Source organism: Staphylococcus pragensis, assembly GCF_004785665.1.
Lineage (GTDB): Bacteria > Bacillota > Bacilli > Staphylococcales > Staphylococcaceae > Staphylococcus > Staphylococcus pragensis.
The window spans coordinates 787,894-805,151 of record NZ_SRPJ01000001.1 but is presented as its reverse complement, the minus strand read 5'-3'; the positions used below and the strand labels follow the sequence as shown (position 1 = coordinate 805,151).

The 17,258-nt window shown below is 32.1% G+C and carries 17 protein-coding genes; all 17 read left to right on the top strand.

Translation table 11 applies throughout. The features are described 5' to 3' along the window. Positions 1–38: 38 nt before the first annotated feature. The 17 genes from ndk (at position 39) to E2558_RS03870 (ending at position 17,174) form a co-directional block, all read left to right on the top strand. Complete coding sequence (gene ndk, locus E2558_RS03950; RefSeq protein WP_126566904.1) at positions 39–488, top strand: nucleoside-diphosphate kinase; 450 nt, start codon at positions 39–41, stop codon at positions 486–488. Between the two features lie 205 nt (positions 489–693). Next, positions 694–1,860: a chorismate synthase gene (aroC, locus tag E2558_RS03945; RefSeq protein WP_126566903.1), complete on the top strand. Its 1,167-nt coding sequence runs from the start codon at positions 694–696 to the stop codon at positions 1,858–1,860. 35 nt (positions 1,861–1,895) lie between these two features. Then, positions 1,896–2,960, top strand: coding sequence for a 3-dehydroquinate synthase (aroB, locus tag E2558_RS03940; protein ID WP_126566902.1), 1,065 nt, complete (start codon positions 1,896–1,898; stop codon positions 2,958–2,960). A 9-nt stretch (positions 2,961–2,969) separates the two neighbouring features. Next, positions 2,970–4,268 (top strand): 3-phosphoshikimate 1-carboxyvinyltransferase, encoded by a 1,299-nt coding sequence (aroA, locus tag E2558_RS03935; protein WP_126566901.1) that lies wholly within the window; start codon positions 2,970–2,972, stop codon positions 4,266–4,268. Positions 4,269–4,274: 6 nt separating this feature from the next. Continuing rightward, entirely contained in the window at positions 4,275–5,519 is a 1,245-nt protein-coding gene (locus tag E2558_RS03930; RefSeq protein WP_126566900.1) for a tetratricopeptide repeat protein, read from the top strand. A gap of 14 nt (positions 5,520–5,533) precedes the next feature. Further along, complete coding sequence (locus tag E2558_RS03925) at positions 5,534–6,094, top strand: YpiB family protein (protein WP_126566899.1); 561 nt, start codon at positions 5,534–5,536, stop codon at positions 6,092–6,094. Positions 6,095–6,100: 6 nt separating this feature from the next. Then, positions 6,101–6,718: a DUF1405 domain-containing protein gene (locus tag E2558_RS03920; RefSeq protein ID WP_126566898.1), complete on the top strand. Its 618-nt coding sequence runs from the start codon at positions 6,101–6,103 to the stop codon at positions 6,716–6,718. Between the two features lie 26 nt (positions 6,719–6,744). Further along, positions 6,745–7,446, top strand: a complete 702-nt coding sequence (locus E2558_RS03915) for a zinc metallopeptidase (RefSeq protein WP_126566897.1) — start codon at positions 6,745–6,747, stop codon at positions 7,444–7,446. Between the two features lie 190 nt (positions 7,447–7,636). Next, positions 7,637–7,954: a nucleotide pyrophosphohydrolase gene (locus tag E2558_RS03910; protein ID WP_126566896.1), complete on the top strand. Its 318-nt coding sequence runs from the start codon at positions 7,637–7,639 to the stop codon at positions 7,952–7,954. A 32-nt stretch (positions 7,955–7,986) separates the two neighbouring features. Continuing rightward, positions 7,987–9,117, top strand: a complete 1,131-nt coding sequence (gene bshA, locus E2558_RS03905; protein WP_126566895.1) for an N-acetyl-alpha-D-glucosaminyl L-malate synthase BshA — start codon at positions 7,987–7,989, stop codon at positions 9,115–9,117. 1 nt (position 9,118) lies between these two features. After that, positions 9,119–10,321 (top strand): CCA tRNA nucleotidyltransferase, encoded by a 1,203-nt coding sequence (locus tag E2558_RS03900; protein ID WP_126566894.1) that lies wholly within the window; start codon positions 9,119–9,121, stop codon positions 10,319–10,321. After that, positions 10,308–11,279 (top strand): biotin--[acetyl-CoA-carboxylase] ligase, encoded by a 972-nt coding sequence (locus E2558_RS03895; protein WP_126566893.1) that lies wholly within the window; start codon positions 10,308–10,310, stop codon positions 11,277–11,279. The genes E2558_RS03900 and E2558_RS03895 overlap by 14 nt, the downstream gene beginning before the upstream one ends. 31 nt (positions 11,280–11,310) lie before the next feature. Beyond that, positions 11,311–14,013, top strand: coding sequence for a helicase C-terminal domain-containing protein (locus tag E2558_RS03890; protein WP_126566892.1), 2,703 nt, complete (start codon positions 11,311–11,313; stop codon positions 14,011–14,013). 111 nt (positions 14,014–14,124) lie between these two features. Continuing rightward, entirely contained in the window at positions 14,125–15,417 is a 1,293-nt protein-coding gene (gene asnS, locus E2558_RS03885) for an asparagine--tRNA ligase (RefSeq protein WP_126566891.1), read from the top strand. 93 nt (positions 15,418–15,510) lie between these two features. Further along, positions 15,511–16,197: a DnaD domain-containing protein gene (locus E2558_RS03880; RefSeq protein WP_126566890.1), complete on the top strand. Its 687-nt coding sequence runs from the start codon at positions 15,511–15,513 to the stop codon at positions 16,195–16,197. Then, positions 16,187–16,831, top strand: a complete 645-nt coding sequence (gene nth, locus E2558_RS03875) for an endonuclease III (protein ID WP_126566889.1) — start codon at positions 16,187–16,189, stop codon at positions 16,829–16,831. Before E2558_RS03880 ends, nth begins: the two co-directional genes overlap by 11 nt. Before the next feature lie 19 nt (positions 16,832–16,850). Next, entirely contained in the window at positions 16,851–17,174 is a 324-nt protein-coding gene (locus E2558_RS03870) for a YpoC family protein (RefSeq protein ID WP_126566888.1), read from the top strand. The last annotated feature ends 84 nt before the right edge of the window (positions 17,175–17,258 follow it).

Sequence of the window (17,258 nt, the reverse complement as noted above, 5' to 3'; positions counted from 1 at the left end):
CAAAAAATTTTTATGTCTAAAACATAGGGGGAACCACAATGGAAAGAACTTTTTTAATGATTAAGCCGGATGCGGTACAACGTAATTTAATTGGAGAAATTATCACGCGTATTGAGCGTAAAGGGCTAAAATTGGTTGGAGCTAAATTAATGACAGTACCTCAATCATTAGCGGAAGAACATTATGCTGAGCATAAAGATAAACCTTTCTATAATAAATTAATCTCATTTATTACATCAGCACCCGTTTTTGCAATGGTAGTTGAAGGGGAAGATGCAGTAGACGTATCTCGACATATCATTGGTAAAACAAATCCTTCTGAAGCAACACCAGGTTCTATTAGAGGAGATTTAGGCTTAACAGTAGGTAGAAATGTGATTCATGGTTCTGATTCAGTTGAGTCTGCAACACGTGAAATTGGTTTATGGTTCAAAGAAGAAGAATTAAGTGATTATGAAGCAACTAGAGATACTTGGTTATATGAATAATTTCTAAATATAAATTTTAAAGATAAGAGTAGCGCGCCTTTAGAGAGTGTTACTCTTATTTTTTTGGAATATATTGAACCATAAGTTATTTAAATATTCACACAAATTCATTCAATATCTAAAACATTAGTTATGTTCTAACTGTGAATATGATATGATAACACATATTACAATTTAACGTAGTAAAGGAAAGGAGCGTTTTCTCATGAGATATTTAACATCAGGAGAATCACATGGTCCTCAATTAACAGTAATTATTGAAGGTGTACCTGCAAATTTAGAAATCAAAGCTGAAGATATTAATAAAGAAATGTTTAAACGACAAGGTGGTTATGGCAGAGGCCGTCGAATGCAAATTGAAAAAGACGCTGTCGAGATTGTCTCTGGCGTAAGAAACGGTTACACATTAGGTAGTCCCGTTACAATAGTAGTTAAAAATGATGATTTTACGCATTGGAGAAATATTATGGGCATTGAGCCTATTAGCGATGAAGAACGACAAAATATGAAACGTACTATTACTAAACCACGTCCAGGTCACGCTGATTTGATTGGTGGTATGAAATATAATCATCGTGACTTAAGAAATGTTTTAGAACGATCTTCTGCAAGAGAAACAGCTGCCCGTGTAGCTGTAGGAGCTGTTGCTAAAATTTTACTACAACAATTAGATGTTCATACATATAGTCGTGTAGTTGAAATAGGTGGGGTTAAAGACGAAGGATTATATGATGAGGAAACTTTCAAACAAAACATTGATAAAAATGATGTTCGTGTCATCGACGATACTATTGCTCAAAAAATGCGCGATAAGATAGATGAAGCTAAAAAAGAAGGTGACTCTATCGGTGGTGTTGTGCAAGTTATGGTAGAAAATATGCCTATCGGTGTAGGAAGCTATGTGCATTATGACCGTAAATTGGATGGTCGTATTGCTCAAGGCGTCGTAAGTATTAATGCCTTTAAAGGGGTTAGCTTTGGTGAAGGTTTTAAAGCAGCTGAAAAACCAGGCAGTGAAATTCAAGATGAAATTTTATATGATTCTGAAAAAGGTTTTTACAGAGGTTCAAATCACTTAGGTGGATTTGAAGGGGGTATGACAAATGGTATGCCGATTATTGTTAATGGTGTAATGAAACCTATTCCAACACTCTATAAACCTTTAAATTCAGTAGATATTAACACGAAAGAAGATTTTAAAGCTACAATTGAACGCTCTGATAGTTGTGCAGTACCTGCAGCTAGCGTGGTTTGTGAACATGTAGTTGCATTTGAAGTTGCTAAAGCATTACTTGAAGAGTTTCAATCAAATCATATCGATCAATTAAAAGAACAAATTTCAGAGCGTAGAAAACTTAATATTGAATTTTAATAATATTATTTATTTGTAAGAATCGAGGTCTTTTTATGCAATTACAAACGACATATCCTAATAATAATTATCCTATTATCGTTGAACATCATGCGTTTGATTATTTAACAGACTATATACAAGAATATGATAAAGTTTTTCTTATTATTGACGAGTATGTAGATTTTAATTTCAAAAGTAAATTTGAATCTTTACTTACGCAATCTAATATTTTCAAATTAACTGTACCTGCTGGTGAGAAAATGAAAACCTTCCACCATTATTATGAAGTAATTGAAAAATTATTAGGTTATCAACTTACCAGAAATACATGTTTAGTAGCAATCGGTGGTGGAGCAACTGGTGATTTCACTGGATTTCTTGCATCTACGCTTTTAAGAGGTGTAGATTTTATCCAGGTACCAACAACTATACTGGCGCACGATTCAAGTGTTGGTGGTAAAGTAGGCATTAATTCTTCACATGGGAAAAACCTTATTGGCTCATTTTATAGACCAAAGGCTGTTATTTATGATTTAGATTTCTTACAAACGTTACCATATGAAGAGATATTAAGCGGTTATGCTGAAGTATATAAACATGCGCTATTAACAGGACAAGTGGCAGTAGACGATATTGAAAAGCACTTTTCAAACAAAGAGAAATTGCAGTCACTCAAAGAAATAGATCAATTTATATTTAAAGGTATTAAAACGAAATTAAATATTATTATTAAAGATGAAAAAGAACAAAACATGCGCAAATATCTAAATTTAGGACATACGTTTGGTCACGCAGTTGAATATAAGCATAAAATTCCTCATGGTCACGCTATTATGATAGGAATGATATATCAATTTATTGTATCTAATGCGATGCTCAATGCTGATTTCGATATTCAACATTATTGGGATTATATTAATCAACTGCATTATCCTGTCACTATTATTAATGATTTAGATTTCGAAGATTTATATAATTACATGCTAACTGACAAGAAGAATAATGGTGAAGGTATTCAAATGGTGCTACTTGAAACCATAGGTAAACCCTCTGTTCATCATGTGAGTAAAGATGTGTTAATGAATGCTTTCAATGAATTACAATCTTTAGCAAAGTAGGTGAAAAATATGGCAAATGAACAAGTTATAGATATACATGGACCTTTAAAAGGTGAAATTGAAGTGCCTGGAGATAAATCAATGACTCATAGAGCAATTATGTTATCTTCTTTAGCAAAAGGTAAATCTGTCATTCACAAACCTTTATTAGGTGAAGACTGTCAACGTACAGCAGAAATCTTCAAATTACTCGGTGTTGATATTACTATTACAGATGATAAAATTATCGTGGATTCACCAGGATATGAGAACTTTAAAACGCCTCATCAAACGTTGTATACTGGAAATTCTGGAACTACAACACGGTTACTCGCTGGTTTGCTGAGTGGATTAGGTATTGAGTGCGTATTATCTGGAGATAAATCTATTGGCACACGCCCGATGAGTCGTGTATTGAAACCGCTTCGTCTCATGGGCGCAAATATTCGTGGCATAGATAACAATTACACACCATTAGTGATTGAACCCGCTTCAATTAAAGGTATTACTTACCAAATGGAAGTAGCAAGTGCGCAAGTTAAAAGTGCTATATTATTAGCAAGTTTATTTGCTAAAGATACGACTATTATTACTGAATTAGATATAAGTCGTAATCACACAGAAACGATGTTCGAACATTACAATATTCCTATTACTGTCGATAATAAGACGATTAAACTTGAACCGAACGCACTTCAAAACATCAAACCAAGAGATTTCTACGTACCAGGAGATATCTCATCAGCAGCTTTCTTTATTGTAGCTGCATTAATTACGCCAGGCAGTGACATTACAATTCATAATGTTGGCATAAATCCTACACGTTCAGGTATTATAGACATCGTTGAACAAATGGGCGGTAATATTGAATTATTTAATATTACACAAACTTCTGAACCTACTGCGTCTATTAGAATTACTTATACACCAAACTTAAAGCCAGTGCATATAGAGGGGGATATAGTCCCTAAAGCAATTGATGAATTACCTATTATTGCACTATTATGTACTCAAGCAACAGGAACTAGTATCATAAAAGATGCAGAGGAATTAAAAGTTAAAGAAACAAATCGAATTGATACAACTGCTGATATGCTCGGATTATTAGGTTTTGAACTTCAACCTACCGCAGATGGGCTCATTATCCATCCATCTGAATTTACGACACCTGCTACTGTTGATAGTTTAACGGATCATCGTATAGGTATGATGCTTGCTATAGCAGGATTATTAAGTAGCGAACCAATCACAATCCGTCAATTTGATGCAGTTAACGTATCATTCCCAGGTTTCTTGCCTAAATTAAAGCTTTTAGAAAATGAGGGATAGTACACTATGGAGGATATCTATAAATTAATAGACGATATCAATCTTCAAAAATTAGATAACTTAGATACACGTGTCAATGAAGCATTAAATTCAAATAATGACGATGCTTTATTCATCTTAGGTGAAACCTTATATAATTTCGGTTTAACACCTCAAGGGCTAGAAGTATTTAGAACACTTTATCATAAGTATCCTGATGAAAGTGAATTATTAATTTATTTTATTGAAGGACTTATGTCTGAGAATCAAACAGACGAAGCATTAGAATATTTAAGTCAAGTTGAGCTTTCTACTGAAAAACTAATGCTTGAAGCTGATCTTTACCAACAAATTAATATGATAGAAGTGGCCATTGATAAGCTTATTGAAGCACGCGAACTTGAACCTAATGATCCTATTATTCATTTCGCTTTAGCTGAACTACTGTACTTTGATGGTCAATATTTACGTGCAACTCGTGAATATGAAGTTGTTTTAGATACAGGCGAATATGAAGTTAATGGCGTTAATTTATTCGCACGCATGGCTGATTGTGCTTTACAAAGCGGGAACTATAGTGATGCCATTAATTTATTTGATGAAATAAATGAAGATGAAATGACATCGGAAGACTTCTTCAAAAAATCAATCGCTTATGAAAAGAATGATATCACTCAAGAAGCGATTAAAATTATGACGACATTATTATCTAAAGATCCTGACTTTATTCAAGGATACTTCTATTTACAATCTTTATATGAGAATGAAAAGAATTATGCCGATGCGATTGAAACCGGCAAAGAAGGTTTACGCTTAAATCAATTCTATAAAGAGTTGATGGTCTCAACAGGTAGTCTAGAAATAGAACATGGTGATGCAAATGAAGGTGTCGCATTGCTTAAACAAGCACTTGAAGTAGATAATGCCTATCATGAACCACTATTAATCTTAAGTGACTTATTCCGTAATGAAGAAGATTATGAAGCAATTATTGAATTATTATCTTACGTGGACGAGGAAGATTTAGACCCGGTATTTATGTGGCATTTAGCTCATGCCTATGGAGAAGAAGAGCGAGACAAAGAAGCGCAACATTTCTTTGAACTTGCTTATCCAACAATGAAATCACAAAGTGCTTTCTTAAGTGACTATTATTTCTATTTAACTGAAATTGGTCATAAAGAAGAAGCAAAATCTATACTAAATCAATTGTTAGAAATTGATCCTAGTAATGAAACATGGCACGAAGAAGCAAACCGATTGGATTATTAAAGTAGGTGATCCTCTTGGAACATACACTTACCAGTATGAAACAAAGCTATATTGAATATGCTTTGTTTCATTATCATTTTAAATCAAGGATTAGCGTATGGCTGTTGAACTTTTTAAAAGCATCACCCAAAAGCTTACAGAATATTCATTTCGTTAATCGTAGGATTGCAGATCATACAACACTTGAAATAGGTTTGAAATACGCCAATGCTTCAGCTATAAAACTAACGAAAAATAATCGAATTCTAATTAATACAAATGAGATATTCACTTATATTACAAATCAGGCTATTTCTTTTGATATTTTAATTCATTTTGATGAAGCGCACTATCCTGATGCTAAGTTCAATGATTTAATTATCCAACAGTTAATTCATTCAACACATTATGCATCTTATTTAGAAAATATTCATCATCTTATATTAGATACTTATAAAGAAAATTCTTTATTAGAACAATTACAAGTGAATATAGATTTAAGTTTACAAATGAATGACCGAGAACAATTTTATCAATTGACTCAAATTCTAAATAATTTGAAAGCACGTCGTCATTATTTATCATCAAAGGATTAATTATGTATGCTTAATTTAAAACAATTTTGGGAGTTAACACTCTTTCATCGTACTTGTTTGATGTTTTTACTCATTTGTAACTTTGGTGGAACGATATATGGCTTTATATGGTATAGTGATCAATTAAATAAAGCGCCATGGTATTTTTTGCCATTCATTCCAGATAGTCCAATTGCTTCGTTATTTTTATGTGTCGCTATCATTGGCTTACTTGTCAATAAGCGTAATTCAATTATAGAAGCATTAGCATTTGTTACTTTAGTTAAATACGGACTGTGGGCTGTCATTATGAATGTAATAATGATTTATTATGCTCATGATATAACGATTATGAATATCTTTCTTATTATGAGTCACGGTATTATGGCTATAGAAGCTTTATATTTCTATCCTAGATTTACTATATCAATGCATGGGTTATTTATAGCTATCATATGGATATTCAACAATGATTATATTGACTATGTTCTTGGCAAATATCCATATTATAATTTTATTGCTGCTCATACGGCTATGGTAGGGTATATTGCATTTATATTGAGCATACTAGCTATCATAATGTATTATTATTTACAATTTGTATCAAAGTTTAAATTATTTGATTATGATGGTAATAGCCAGTAAAATGTTATTAAAGGAGAGTGGAATTATTGTCAATAGTGTCTTATATAATATATATCGTCATTATTATGCTCATTCCTATGTGGGCACAACACAAAGTTAAATCAAATTATGAAAAATATTCACAAGTTAGATCAACAAGTGGTAAAACAGGTCGCGAAGTAGCTGAAGAAATTCTACGTGCCAATGGCATTCATGATGTGGATGTCGTGAAAGGTGAAGGCTTTTTAACTGACCACTATGATCCTAATAAAAAAGTTGTTTGTTTATCTCCGGCAAACTTTGATAGACCATCAGTAGCTGGAACAGCTATTGCAGCCCATGAAGTTGGACACGCTATTCAGCATGCTCAAGGTTATGCATTCTTACGTTTTAGAACTGCATTAGTGCCTTTAGCAAACTTAGGTAGTTCACTTAGTTATATGATTGTCATGCTAGGTGTTATCTTAACAGCTATGGGTAGTGCATTTGGTTCAACAGCATTATGGATTGGCGCTGGATTATTATCATTAGCGGTGCTTTTCTCTATTGTTACATTACCTGTTGAATTCGATGCAAGTTCAAGAGCAATGAAACAAATTACTGCTTTAAATATTGTGAATGAAAAAGAATATAAACATGCGAAAAAAGTATTATCTGCTGCTGCTATGACATATGTTGCAGCAACTGCTACAGCTGTTGCTGAGCTTGTAAGAATTATCTTAATGGCAAAAGCAAGCGATAATAACTAAGTCATTTTCAAGCTGGTATTTACTCATAAGAGTAAATGCCAGTTTTTTTATTAAAATTGATATGACTCATTTATATAAATCTACTTTCAACTAGCAATTTAAATTAATTGATGTTTTCCATATTCATAAAATGCATGATTGTTTAATATGATATATACTATATTAGAATCATTTGCAAAGGAGTTTAGTTATGAAATCAATGAAAGATATGCAAAATGAAGTCGATGACTATATCGGACAATTTAAAGCAGGGTATTTCTCCCCATTGGCTAACCTTGCTCGTTTAACTGAAGAAGTAGGCGAACTAGCAAGAGAGATTAATCACTATCATGGTGAAAAGAAAAAGAAAGACTCCGAAGCAGAAAATACAATCAAAGCAGAACTTGGCGATAATTTATTCGTATTACTTTGCATCGCCAACTCATTAGATATTGATATGACTGAAAGTTTTAACGAGACAATGTACAAGTTCAATACACGAGATAAAGATCGTTTCGAGCGTAAATAAACGATACAAATAGAAAGGACGGGAATTGCCTTATGAAAATAGGTATAACTTGTTACCCTTCAATGGGTGGTTCCGGGATTATAGCGACCGAATTAGGGATTAAAATGGCTGAAAGAGGGCATGAGGTCCACTTTATTACTTCAAACATTCCATTTAGAATTCGTAAACCTTTACCAAATATTAGATTTCATCAAGTTGAAGTTAATCAATACGCTGTTTTTCAATATCCCCCTTATGACATTACGCTAAGTACAAAGATTTCTGATGTGATCAAAGAGTATGATTTAGACATCTTACATATGCATTACGCAGTGCCTCATGCAGTGTGTGGTATTCTAGCCCGTCAAATGTCAGGTAGAGATATTAAGATTATGACCACATTACATGGCACAGATATAACAGTTCTAGGCTATGATCATTCACTCAAAGGAGCAATTAAATTTGGTATTGAACAAAGCGATATTGTAACGAGCGTAAGCCATTCATTAGCAAAGCAGACTAAAGATATTATTGAAACAGAGAAAGAAATTGTACCTATTTATAATTTTGTCCGTGAAAATGAATTCCCAACACGTCGCGAAACAAAACTAAAAGAAATGTATGGCATAAAACCTGAAGAGAAAGTTTTAATTCATGTATCTAATTTTAGAAGAGTAAAACGTATAGATACGATATTAGAAACGTTTGCAAAAGTACATGCAAAGTTACCAAGTAAGCTTATTTTATTAGGTGATGGACCTGAATTACTCGATATGAGAAAGAAAGCTAGAGAACTTGATATTGAAGAGTATGTTTTATTTTTAGGCAAACAAGATCAAGTAAGTGAATTTTATCAAATGTCAGATTTAGTATTATTATTAAGTGAAAAAGAAAGCTTTGGTCTGACACTACTTGAAGCTATGAAGACAGGTGTAGTACCTATTGGTTCTAATGCTGGTGGTATTAAAGAAGTAATAAAACATGAAGAAACAGGTTTCATTGTAGATGTCGGCGATAGTGAAAGTGCTAGTAATTATGCTTTAGAATTATTAACTAATCCATCACTTTATAATAAATTACAATCTAATATGCTAAAGGATATTGAAGAACGCTTTGCTTCAGATTTAATTACGGATCAATATGAATATTATTATAAAAAAATGTTAAACAAAGAAGAGGCATAATATGGGTATTGAATTATTTGAAAAGGCGTTGCCTATTTTAGATACAATTGAAAAAAATGACTTTGAGGCTTATTTCGTTGGAGGTTCAGTGAGAGATTATATTATGGATAGAGCAGTTCATGATATTGACATCACCACTAGTGCTACACCTGATGAAATAGAAGATATGTTTGACCATACAATTCCTATTGGTAGAGAACACGGGACAGTCAACGTAGTCTATCAAGGTGATAACTATGAAGTGACTACGTTTAGAGCAGAATCAGACTATGTAGATCACCGTAGACCAAGTGAAGTATATTTTGTTCGTGATTTATATAAAGACGTTCAACGTCGAGATTTTACAATTAATGCTATCGCTATGGATAAAAATTATAAACTTTATGACTATTTTGAAGGACAAGATGATATCAATCATAGACTTATTCGAACAGTTGGAGATGCACAAGAGCGTTTTAGCGAAGATGCTTTACGCATTCTTAGAGGGCTACGCTTTCAATCACAATTAGATTTTATAATAGACAAAATGACCTATATTGCTATGCAAGAGCAAATTGAAGATATAGAACACTTATCAATTGAACGTATTGTAGTCGAATTAAAGAAATTAATAAGTGGCCAAAATGTTGGGGAAAGTTACAGTAATTTATTAACATTAGGCTTATTTACGCATGTTCCTTTTTTCAAAGATATAGATATGAATCAAGTCAAAATAGAGACGCCGATCAGATTTGAAATGTGGCTAGCTATCATTATAACTAAATGTCAACCTCAAACGTCATTATCAAAATTAAAAATTAGTAATAAAGAAAAATCAGACATTCAACTTTATTCAAAAATAATGACAGTATTGCCACAAATCAATAATAAAGACGATTTGAAACTATGTGTGTACGATTATGGTAAGACAAATATACAAGAAGTACTTAACATTCAGTCTATACTTCATGCTAATAGCTTAGCAACGGCTTCACCATTAATTATTAACGAACAAACAATTAATGAAATAGCGAATCAACTTCCTATTCAAACTCGTAAAGATATGAATATTAATGGTGGCGACTTGTTAAATCATTTTCAAAAGAAGAGTGGACCATGGTTAAAAGAATTACTTCGTAAAGTAGAAGGCGCAGTTGTTATTGGTAAAGTTCAAAATACTAAAGATGAAATTTTGAAGTGGGTGGATGACAATGTCAAAATATAGTCAAGATGTTATAGCAATGCTATATAAAAACCAATCTGAATATATTTCAGGTCAATATATCGCAGATCAATTACAAATTTCTAGAGCCGCAGTAAAAAAAATTATTGATCAATTAAAAATAGAAGGTTTCGATATTAAATCTATTAATCAAAAAGGTCATAAACTAAATGCATTACCTAATCAATGGTATAGTGGCATTGTAACTAATTTGTTAGAACAACAGAATCTCATTTCTACTGTAGAAGTGTATGATTCTGTTGAATCGACACAAACGATTGCTAAGCAAACTTTAGTAAACTATGAAGACTCAATGATGATACTTAGTGAGGAACAAACACAAGGACGTGGTAGATTTAATCGAAACTGGGCGTCATCAAAAGGTAAAGGATTATGGATGTCATTAGTTTTAAGACCTAATGTGCCATTTTCAATGATTCCGAAATTTAATTTATTTATCGCATTAGGCATTAGAGATGCCATCCAAATGTTCTCTAATGATAAAGTAGCGATTAAATGGCCTAATGATATTTATATTAACGATAAAAAAGTATGTGGTTTTTTAACTGAAATGGTAGCGAACTACGATGCTATTGAAGCAATTATTTGTGGCATAGGCATTAATATTAATCACGATAAAGAAGATTTCGGAAAAGAGATTGAACATAGAGCAACAAGTATTCGCTTACATAGTGATGAAAAAATAGATAGATATCGTTTTTTAATAACATTAATTAATGAGATTGAAAAACGCTATACTCAATTTTTAAATCAACCATTCAGTGAAATTAGAGAAGAATATATCGAAGCTTCAAACATCTGGCATCGTAAGTTGCGATTCACTGAAAATGACACTCAATTTATAGGAGAAGCGATTGATATAGACCAAGATGGTTTCTTAATGGTGAAAGACGAAAACAACGAAGTCAGACGTTTAATAAGCGCAGATATAGATATATAAGTATAAGACATGGGAATAAGGAGAGATATAAATGGCAAACACAAGTTTTGCGGTAGTTGATTTAGAGACGACCGGTAATCAACTTGACTATGATGAAATTATACAAATTGGTATTACATTCGTTCGTGATAATAAAATATTTGGAACTTATCATTCAATGATACGTACTGATTTAGAAATACCGCCATTCATCCAAGCATTGACTTCTATTGAAGAAACGATGTTAGTAGAAGCACCATATTTCCATGAAATTGCAGATGAAATTTTTAATCAGTTAAAAGATTGTGTGTTCGTAGCACATAATGTAGATTTCGATCTTAATTTTATTAAAAAGGCCTTTGAAAAAAGTGGTATCACGTATACGCCTAAAAAAGTGATAGATACGTTAGAATTGTTCAAAATTGTCTTTCCTACTGATAAGAGCTATCAGCTAAGTGAGTTGGCAAATTCTCACAATATTCCACTTGCAAACGCACATAGAGCGGATGAAGACGCGACGACCACGGCATACTTAATGATAAAAGCCTTTAAAAAATTTGAGCAACTTCCTATAGATACACTTAAACAACTTTATTATTTAAGTAAAAACCTTAAGTATGACTTATTTAACGTTTTATTCGAAATGGTTCGTCAACATAAACAAACTGAATTAGATGTACAATTTGATCAATTCGAACAGATTATTTATAAAAAACAAAGTGATTTAAAGGCACCGCAAACTCACTTTAATGGTTCTTTAAAACAACTTTATACTAAAGTAACCGAAGCTTTAAATCTTACTTATCGTCCACAGCAGCTTTATTTGTCTGAAATTATTTTGGAACAATTAATGCATAGTGACAAAGCGATGATAGAAGCGCCATTAGGTAGTGGTAAGTCACTTGCTTATTTATTGGCAGCTTTAATGTACAATATAGAAACTGGCCGTCACGTTATGATTTCAACAAATACTAAATTGCTTCAAAATCAATTACTTCAAAAAGATATACCAAGTTTGAATGAAGCTTTAAATTTTAAAATTAATGCAGCTTTAATTAAAAGTAAAAGTGATTATATTTCGTTAGGCTTAATTAGCCAAATTTTAAAAGATGATACTTCTAACTATGAAGTGAATATTTTAAAAATGCAGTTACTTATTTGGATCACTGAAACAGCGACAGGGGATATTCAAGAATTGAACCTTAAAGGTGGCCAAAAAATGTATTTTGAACAAAAGGTTGAAACATATGTGCCTGTAAGACATGATATTCATTATTATAATTACATTAAGCGCAATGCTCAGAATATACAAATCGGTATAACAAACCATGCACATTTAATACATTCTGATCAAGAGAATTCAATCTATCAATTATTTGATGATTGCATTATAGATGAAGCCCATCGTTTACCGGATTATGCACTTAACCAAGTGACGAATGAACTTAACTACTCAGATTTGAAGTATCAACTTGGATTAATAGGTAAAAATGAAAATGAAAAACTATTAAAAGCAGTAGATCAACTAGAACAACAACGTATTTTAGAGCGATTAGACATTGCACCAATTGATGTCTTCGGGCTAAAAAGTAATATTAGTGAGATTCATGATTTAAATGAAGTTTTATTTAATAATATCTTTAAAATCATACAATCATCTGACGTTCATGATGATGAAGTGCATCGTTATCATTATGTATTTGATTTTGATAAAACGCAGATACTTAAAGATTTACATTTGATTGTAGATAAAATTAATAAAACTTTGGAATTTTTCAATGGCATGACGCATAAAACCATTAAATCTATACGTAAGCAATTATTATATATCAATGACAGTTACAGAAATATTGAGCAAAGCTTAAAAAATAATCATACAGCTTATATTTCTATTAAAAATATATCTCAAAAATCAACTATTCGATTAATTGTAAAAGATTATGCTGTAAAAGACGTTCTCACAACACAAGTACTAGATAAATTTAATTCTTTAACATTTATTTCAGGCACGTTAACGTTTAATCATTCCTTTGATGCATTTAAAAATTGGTTTAATGAAGAAATACAGTTTAATACTTATGAAGTACAGTCAACCTTAACTAATAAAAAGAACACAAACATCTATATACCGAGCGATGTAGTGTCTTATAATTATAAAAATATTGATGATTATGTAGCTTCAATAGTGGATTATCTTGAAGAGTATGTTTCTATTACAGAGTCTAAATGTCTTGTTCTTTTTACAAGTTATCGCATGATGTATATGGTTCAAGAATTATTAAATGAATTACCAACTTTTGAAGATTACGTTATTTTGACGCAACAACAAAATCAAAACTATAAGATCGTACAACAATTTAATAATTTTGATAAATCAATTCTTTTAGGAACATCTACATTCTTTGAAGGATTTGATTATCAATCTAACGGTATTAAATGTGTCATGATAGCTAAATTGCCATTCATGAATAAATACAATACAAAACATTGGTTGATGGATTCTGAATTTGATTCCACATTTAAAGACTACGTTTTACCAGATGCCGTTACCCGTTTTAGACAAGGCCTAGGTCGTTTAATCCGTAAAGAAGATGACAAAGGGCTAATTGTTTCATTTGACGATCGTCTTGTGAACAGTAATTATCAATCTTTCTTTGCTCAAACATTGGAGAACTATGTGCAGAAAAAAGGGGATATACAACAGTTCAGTAAATTGTTACAAAAAATCCAACGAAATATAGATAAAAATAAATAGGAAGAGAAGAATATCCTTAACGCAAGCTAGCCATGTGCTAGAACTTCACTTTCTATTTTGTTAAAATGATAAAGGATTATATAAATAGAAAATTCAAATAGGAGACTAGTTATGAAAACAACTATCAAACAAGCTAAACAGCATCTTAACCAAGAAGTAACTATTGGTGCTTGGTTAACAAACAAACGCTCTAGCGGTAAAATTGCATTCTTACAATTACGTGATGGCAGTGGCTTTATGCAAGGTGTAGTTGTCAAATCAGAAGTTGATGAAGACACATTCAAACTTGCTAAAGAAATCACTCAAGAATCATCATTATACGTGACAGGCGTTATTACTGAGGATAATCGCTCAGATTTAGGATATGAAATGCAAGTGAAATCAATCAAAGTTATTCACGAAGCACATGACTATCCAATCACACCTAAAAATCACGGCACTGAATTTTTAATGGATCACCGTCATTTATGGTTACGTTCTAAAAAACAACATGCTGTAATGAAAATCAGAAATGAAATTATTAGAGCCACTTATGAATTCTTTAATGAAAATGGCTTCATTAAAATTGACCCACCGATTTTAACTGCAAGTGCACCTGAGGGTACAAGTGAGCTATTCCATACTAAATATTTTGATGAAGATGCTTTCTTATCACAAAGTGGACAATTATACATGGAAGCTGCCGCAATGGCACATAGTCGTGTATTTTCATTTGGTCCTACTTTTAGAGCAGAAAAATCAAAAACACGTCGTCATTTAATCGAGTTCTGGATGATTGAACCTGAAATGGCGTTCACTAATCATGAAGAAAGTTTAGAAGTACAAGAACAATATGTGGCACATATCGTGCAATCAGTACTTAAAAACTGTCAATTAGAATTAAAAGCATTAGATAGAGATACAAGTAAACTAGAAAAAGTGGCAACACCGTTCCCACGCATTTCTTATGATGATGCTATCAAATTCTTAAAAGAAGAAGGTTTTGATGATATTGAATGGGGCGAAGACTTTGGTGCGCCTCATGAAACAGCAATTGCTAATCATTATGACTTACCAGTATTTATTACTAATTATCCAACTAAGATTAAACCTTTCTATATGCAACCAAATCCTGATAATGAAGACACTGTGTTATGTGCAGACTTAATTGCACCAGAAGGATATGGTGAAATCATAGGTGGTTCAGAACGTATCAATGACTTAGATTTATTAGAGCAACGTATTAATGAACATCAATTAGATGAAGAAAGCTATAGCTATTATTTAGATTTACGTCGCTATGGTAGCGTGCCACACAGTGGTTTCGGATTAGGTTTAGAACGTACTGTAGCTTGGATTTCAGGTGTGGAACACGTTAGAGAAACGTCTCCATTCCCACGTTTATTAAATCGTTTATATCCATAAGTCGCCTACAGTTAGAAACACATATATAAATGTCTCCAGTCATCTCTATTTGACTGGACGCTTTTTCAACTTTTAAAAAAGGAGGTATTTCACTTGGACAAGTTTCAACTTAAAACACGACCAGTCGTCGTGAGACGTGAGCTTTTTGATCATTATTCAGAATTAGGTATGTCCGAGAAAGATTTAATCATATTGATTAAACTTATCTATGACTCAGAAACTTCAAATAAACAACCTTCTATAGACTTTCTGAAAAAGGGTTCAACAATGGAGCCTAGAGAAGTTACTTCTATTATTCAAAATTTAATTCAACGAGACTTGTTAGAACTCCAAGTAAAAAAAGATGAAGAAGGCAAATTTACCGAATATATGAATTTAGACGGATTTTATGAAAAATTGAGTCATATCTTAGCTCAAGATGAAGTCGATAATAAACAATCAAATTCTCAACAACAATTTAAAGATTTATTCCAATATATTGAACAATTATTTGCTAGACCTTTGTCTCCCTATGAAATTGAGACATTGAATCAATGGATTGATGTAGATCAACATGATTTTGCATTAATCCGTTCAGCATTAGATGAAGCTTATAGCCATGACAAACTTAGCTTTAAATACGTAGATCGCATTTTATTAAATTGGAAAAAGAATAACGTCACAACGATAGATGAATCTAAAAAGATAAGAGAACAATTTAACAAACCTAAAATGACTCATACTGTTAAACATGTACCGAAATTTGATTGGTTAAATGGAGAGAAATTAGATGATAAGTAAGAAAAAAGCACTTGAAATGATAGATGTAATAGCTGATATGTTTCCTGACGCGGAATGTGAATTAAAACATGACAACGCATTTGAACTTACTATCGCTGTTTTATTATCCGCTCAATGTACAGATAATTTAGTTAATAAAGTTACACGTTCACTTTTCAAAAAATATAAAACACCTGAAGACTATGTGAAAGTGGATATAGAAGAGTTACAAGAAGATATTCGTTCAATTGGTTTATATCGAAATAAATCAAAGAATATTAAAAAGTTATGTGAATCTTTACTTGAAAAATTTGATGGAGAAGTGCCACATACACATAAAGAACTTGAAAGCCTAGTAGGAGTAGGACGTAAAACCGCCAATGTAGTGATGAGTGTAGCATTTGGAGAACCTTCACTAGCAGTGGATACTCATGTAGAACGTGTATCTAAACGTTTAGGCATTAATAGATGGAAAGATAATGTTACTCAAGTCGAGGATAGATTGTGCAGTATTATTCCTAAGGAGAGATGGAGTAAAAGTCACCATCAACTCATCTTCTTTGGGCGTTACCATTGTATTGCTCGTAAACCAAAGTGTGAGATTTGTCCTTTATTAGAAGATTGTAGAGAAGGACAAAAGCGAATGAAAGCATAATAAAAGGAAGCTTGATACTATGATTACTAAACATGATTTTGAACCTTTAGAGGAAGAATTGGATCAATTTGCAAGTAAAAGGGCACTTAATTCGTCTGAAGCTAAACCTGTAATCGATCAGTACTTTACATTGATTATTGATTTCTTTAAACAAATTAATGAAATAGACGAGATAGATTTACATCAACTTGAGAATTATCCAGTAGTACCTATGAATTTTGCAGAACGTTATAATTATATGTTAGCTAGAAAATATCACTTTATGGGTTATAGTCAAATGAAGACATTAAAAATTGAACTTATTAAAATGAATGCATCGTATCAAATTAGAAAAAGACGCTAAACCTCAAATATTTAAATTATTATAGTAAAAAGGCTGGGCAATTTGCCCAGCCTTTATTTATAACTATTCAACTTACTAACAACG

Bases quoted from the DNA above. Each gene is read 5' to 3' on its own strand.
- bshA (WP_126566895.1), top strand. From the start codon at position 7,987: ATGAAAATAGGTATAACTTGTTACCCTTCAATGGGTGGTTCCGGGATT.
- E2558_RS03930 (WP_126566900.1), top strand. From the start codon at position 4,275: ATGGAGGATATCTATAAATTAATAGACGATATCAATCTTCAAAAATTA.
- aroB (WP_126566902.1), top strand. From the start codon at position 1,896: ATGCAATTACAAACGACATATCCTAATAATAATTATCCTATTATCGTT.
- nth (WP_126566889.1), top strand. From the start codon at position 16,187: ATGATAAGTAAGAAAAAAGCACTTGAAATGATAGATGTAATAGCTGAT.
- E2558_RS03910 (WP_126566896.1), top strand. From the start codon at position 7,637: ATGAAATCAATGAAAGATATGCAAAATGAAGTCGATGACTATATCGGA.
- ndk (WP_126566904.1), top strand. From the start codon at position 39: ATGGAAAGAACTTTTTTAATGATTAAGCCGGATGCGGTACAACGTAAT.
- E2558_RS03890 (WP_126566892.1), top strand. From the start codon at position 11,311: ATGGCAAACACAAGTTTTGCGGTAGTTGATTTAGAGACGACCGGTAAT.
- E2558_RS03895 (WP_126566893.1), top strand. From the start codon at position 10,308: ATGTCAAAATATAGTCAAGATGTTATAGCAATGCTATATAAAAACCAA.
- aroA (WP_126566901.1), top strand. From the start codon at position 2,970: ATGGCAAATGAACAAGTTATAGATATACATGGACCTTTAAAAGGTGAA.
- E2558_RS03920 (WP_126566898.1), top strand. From the start codon at position 6,101: ATGCTTAATTTAAAACAATTTTGGGAGTTAACACTCTTTCATCGTACT.
- aroC (WP_126566903.1), top strand. From the start codon at position 694: ATGAGATATTTAACATCAGGAGAATCACATGGTCCTCAATTAACAGTA.
- E2558_RS03900 (WP_126566894.1), top strand. From the start codon at position 9,119: ATGGGTATTGAATTATTTGAAAAGGCGTTGCCTATTTTAGATACAATT.
- E2558_RS03870 (WP_126566888.1), top strand. From the start codon at position 16,851: ATGATTACTAAACATGATTTTGAACCTTTAGAGGAAGAATTGGATCAA.
- asnS (WP_126566891.1), top strand. From the start codon at position 14,125: ATGAAAACAACTATCAAACAAGCTAAACAGCATCTTAACCAAGAAGTA.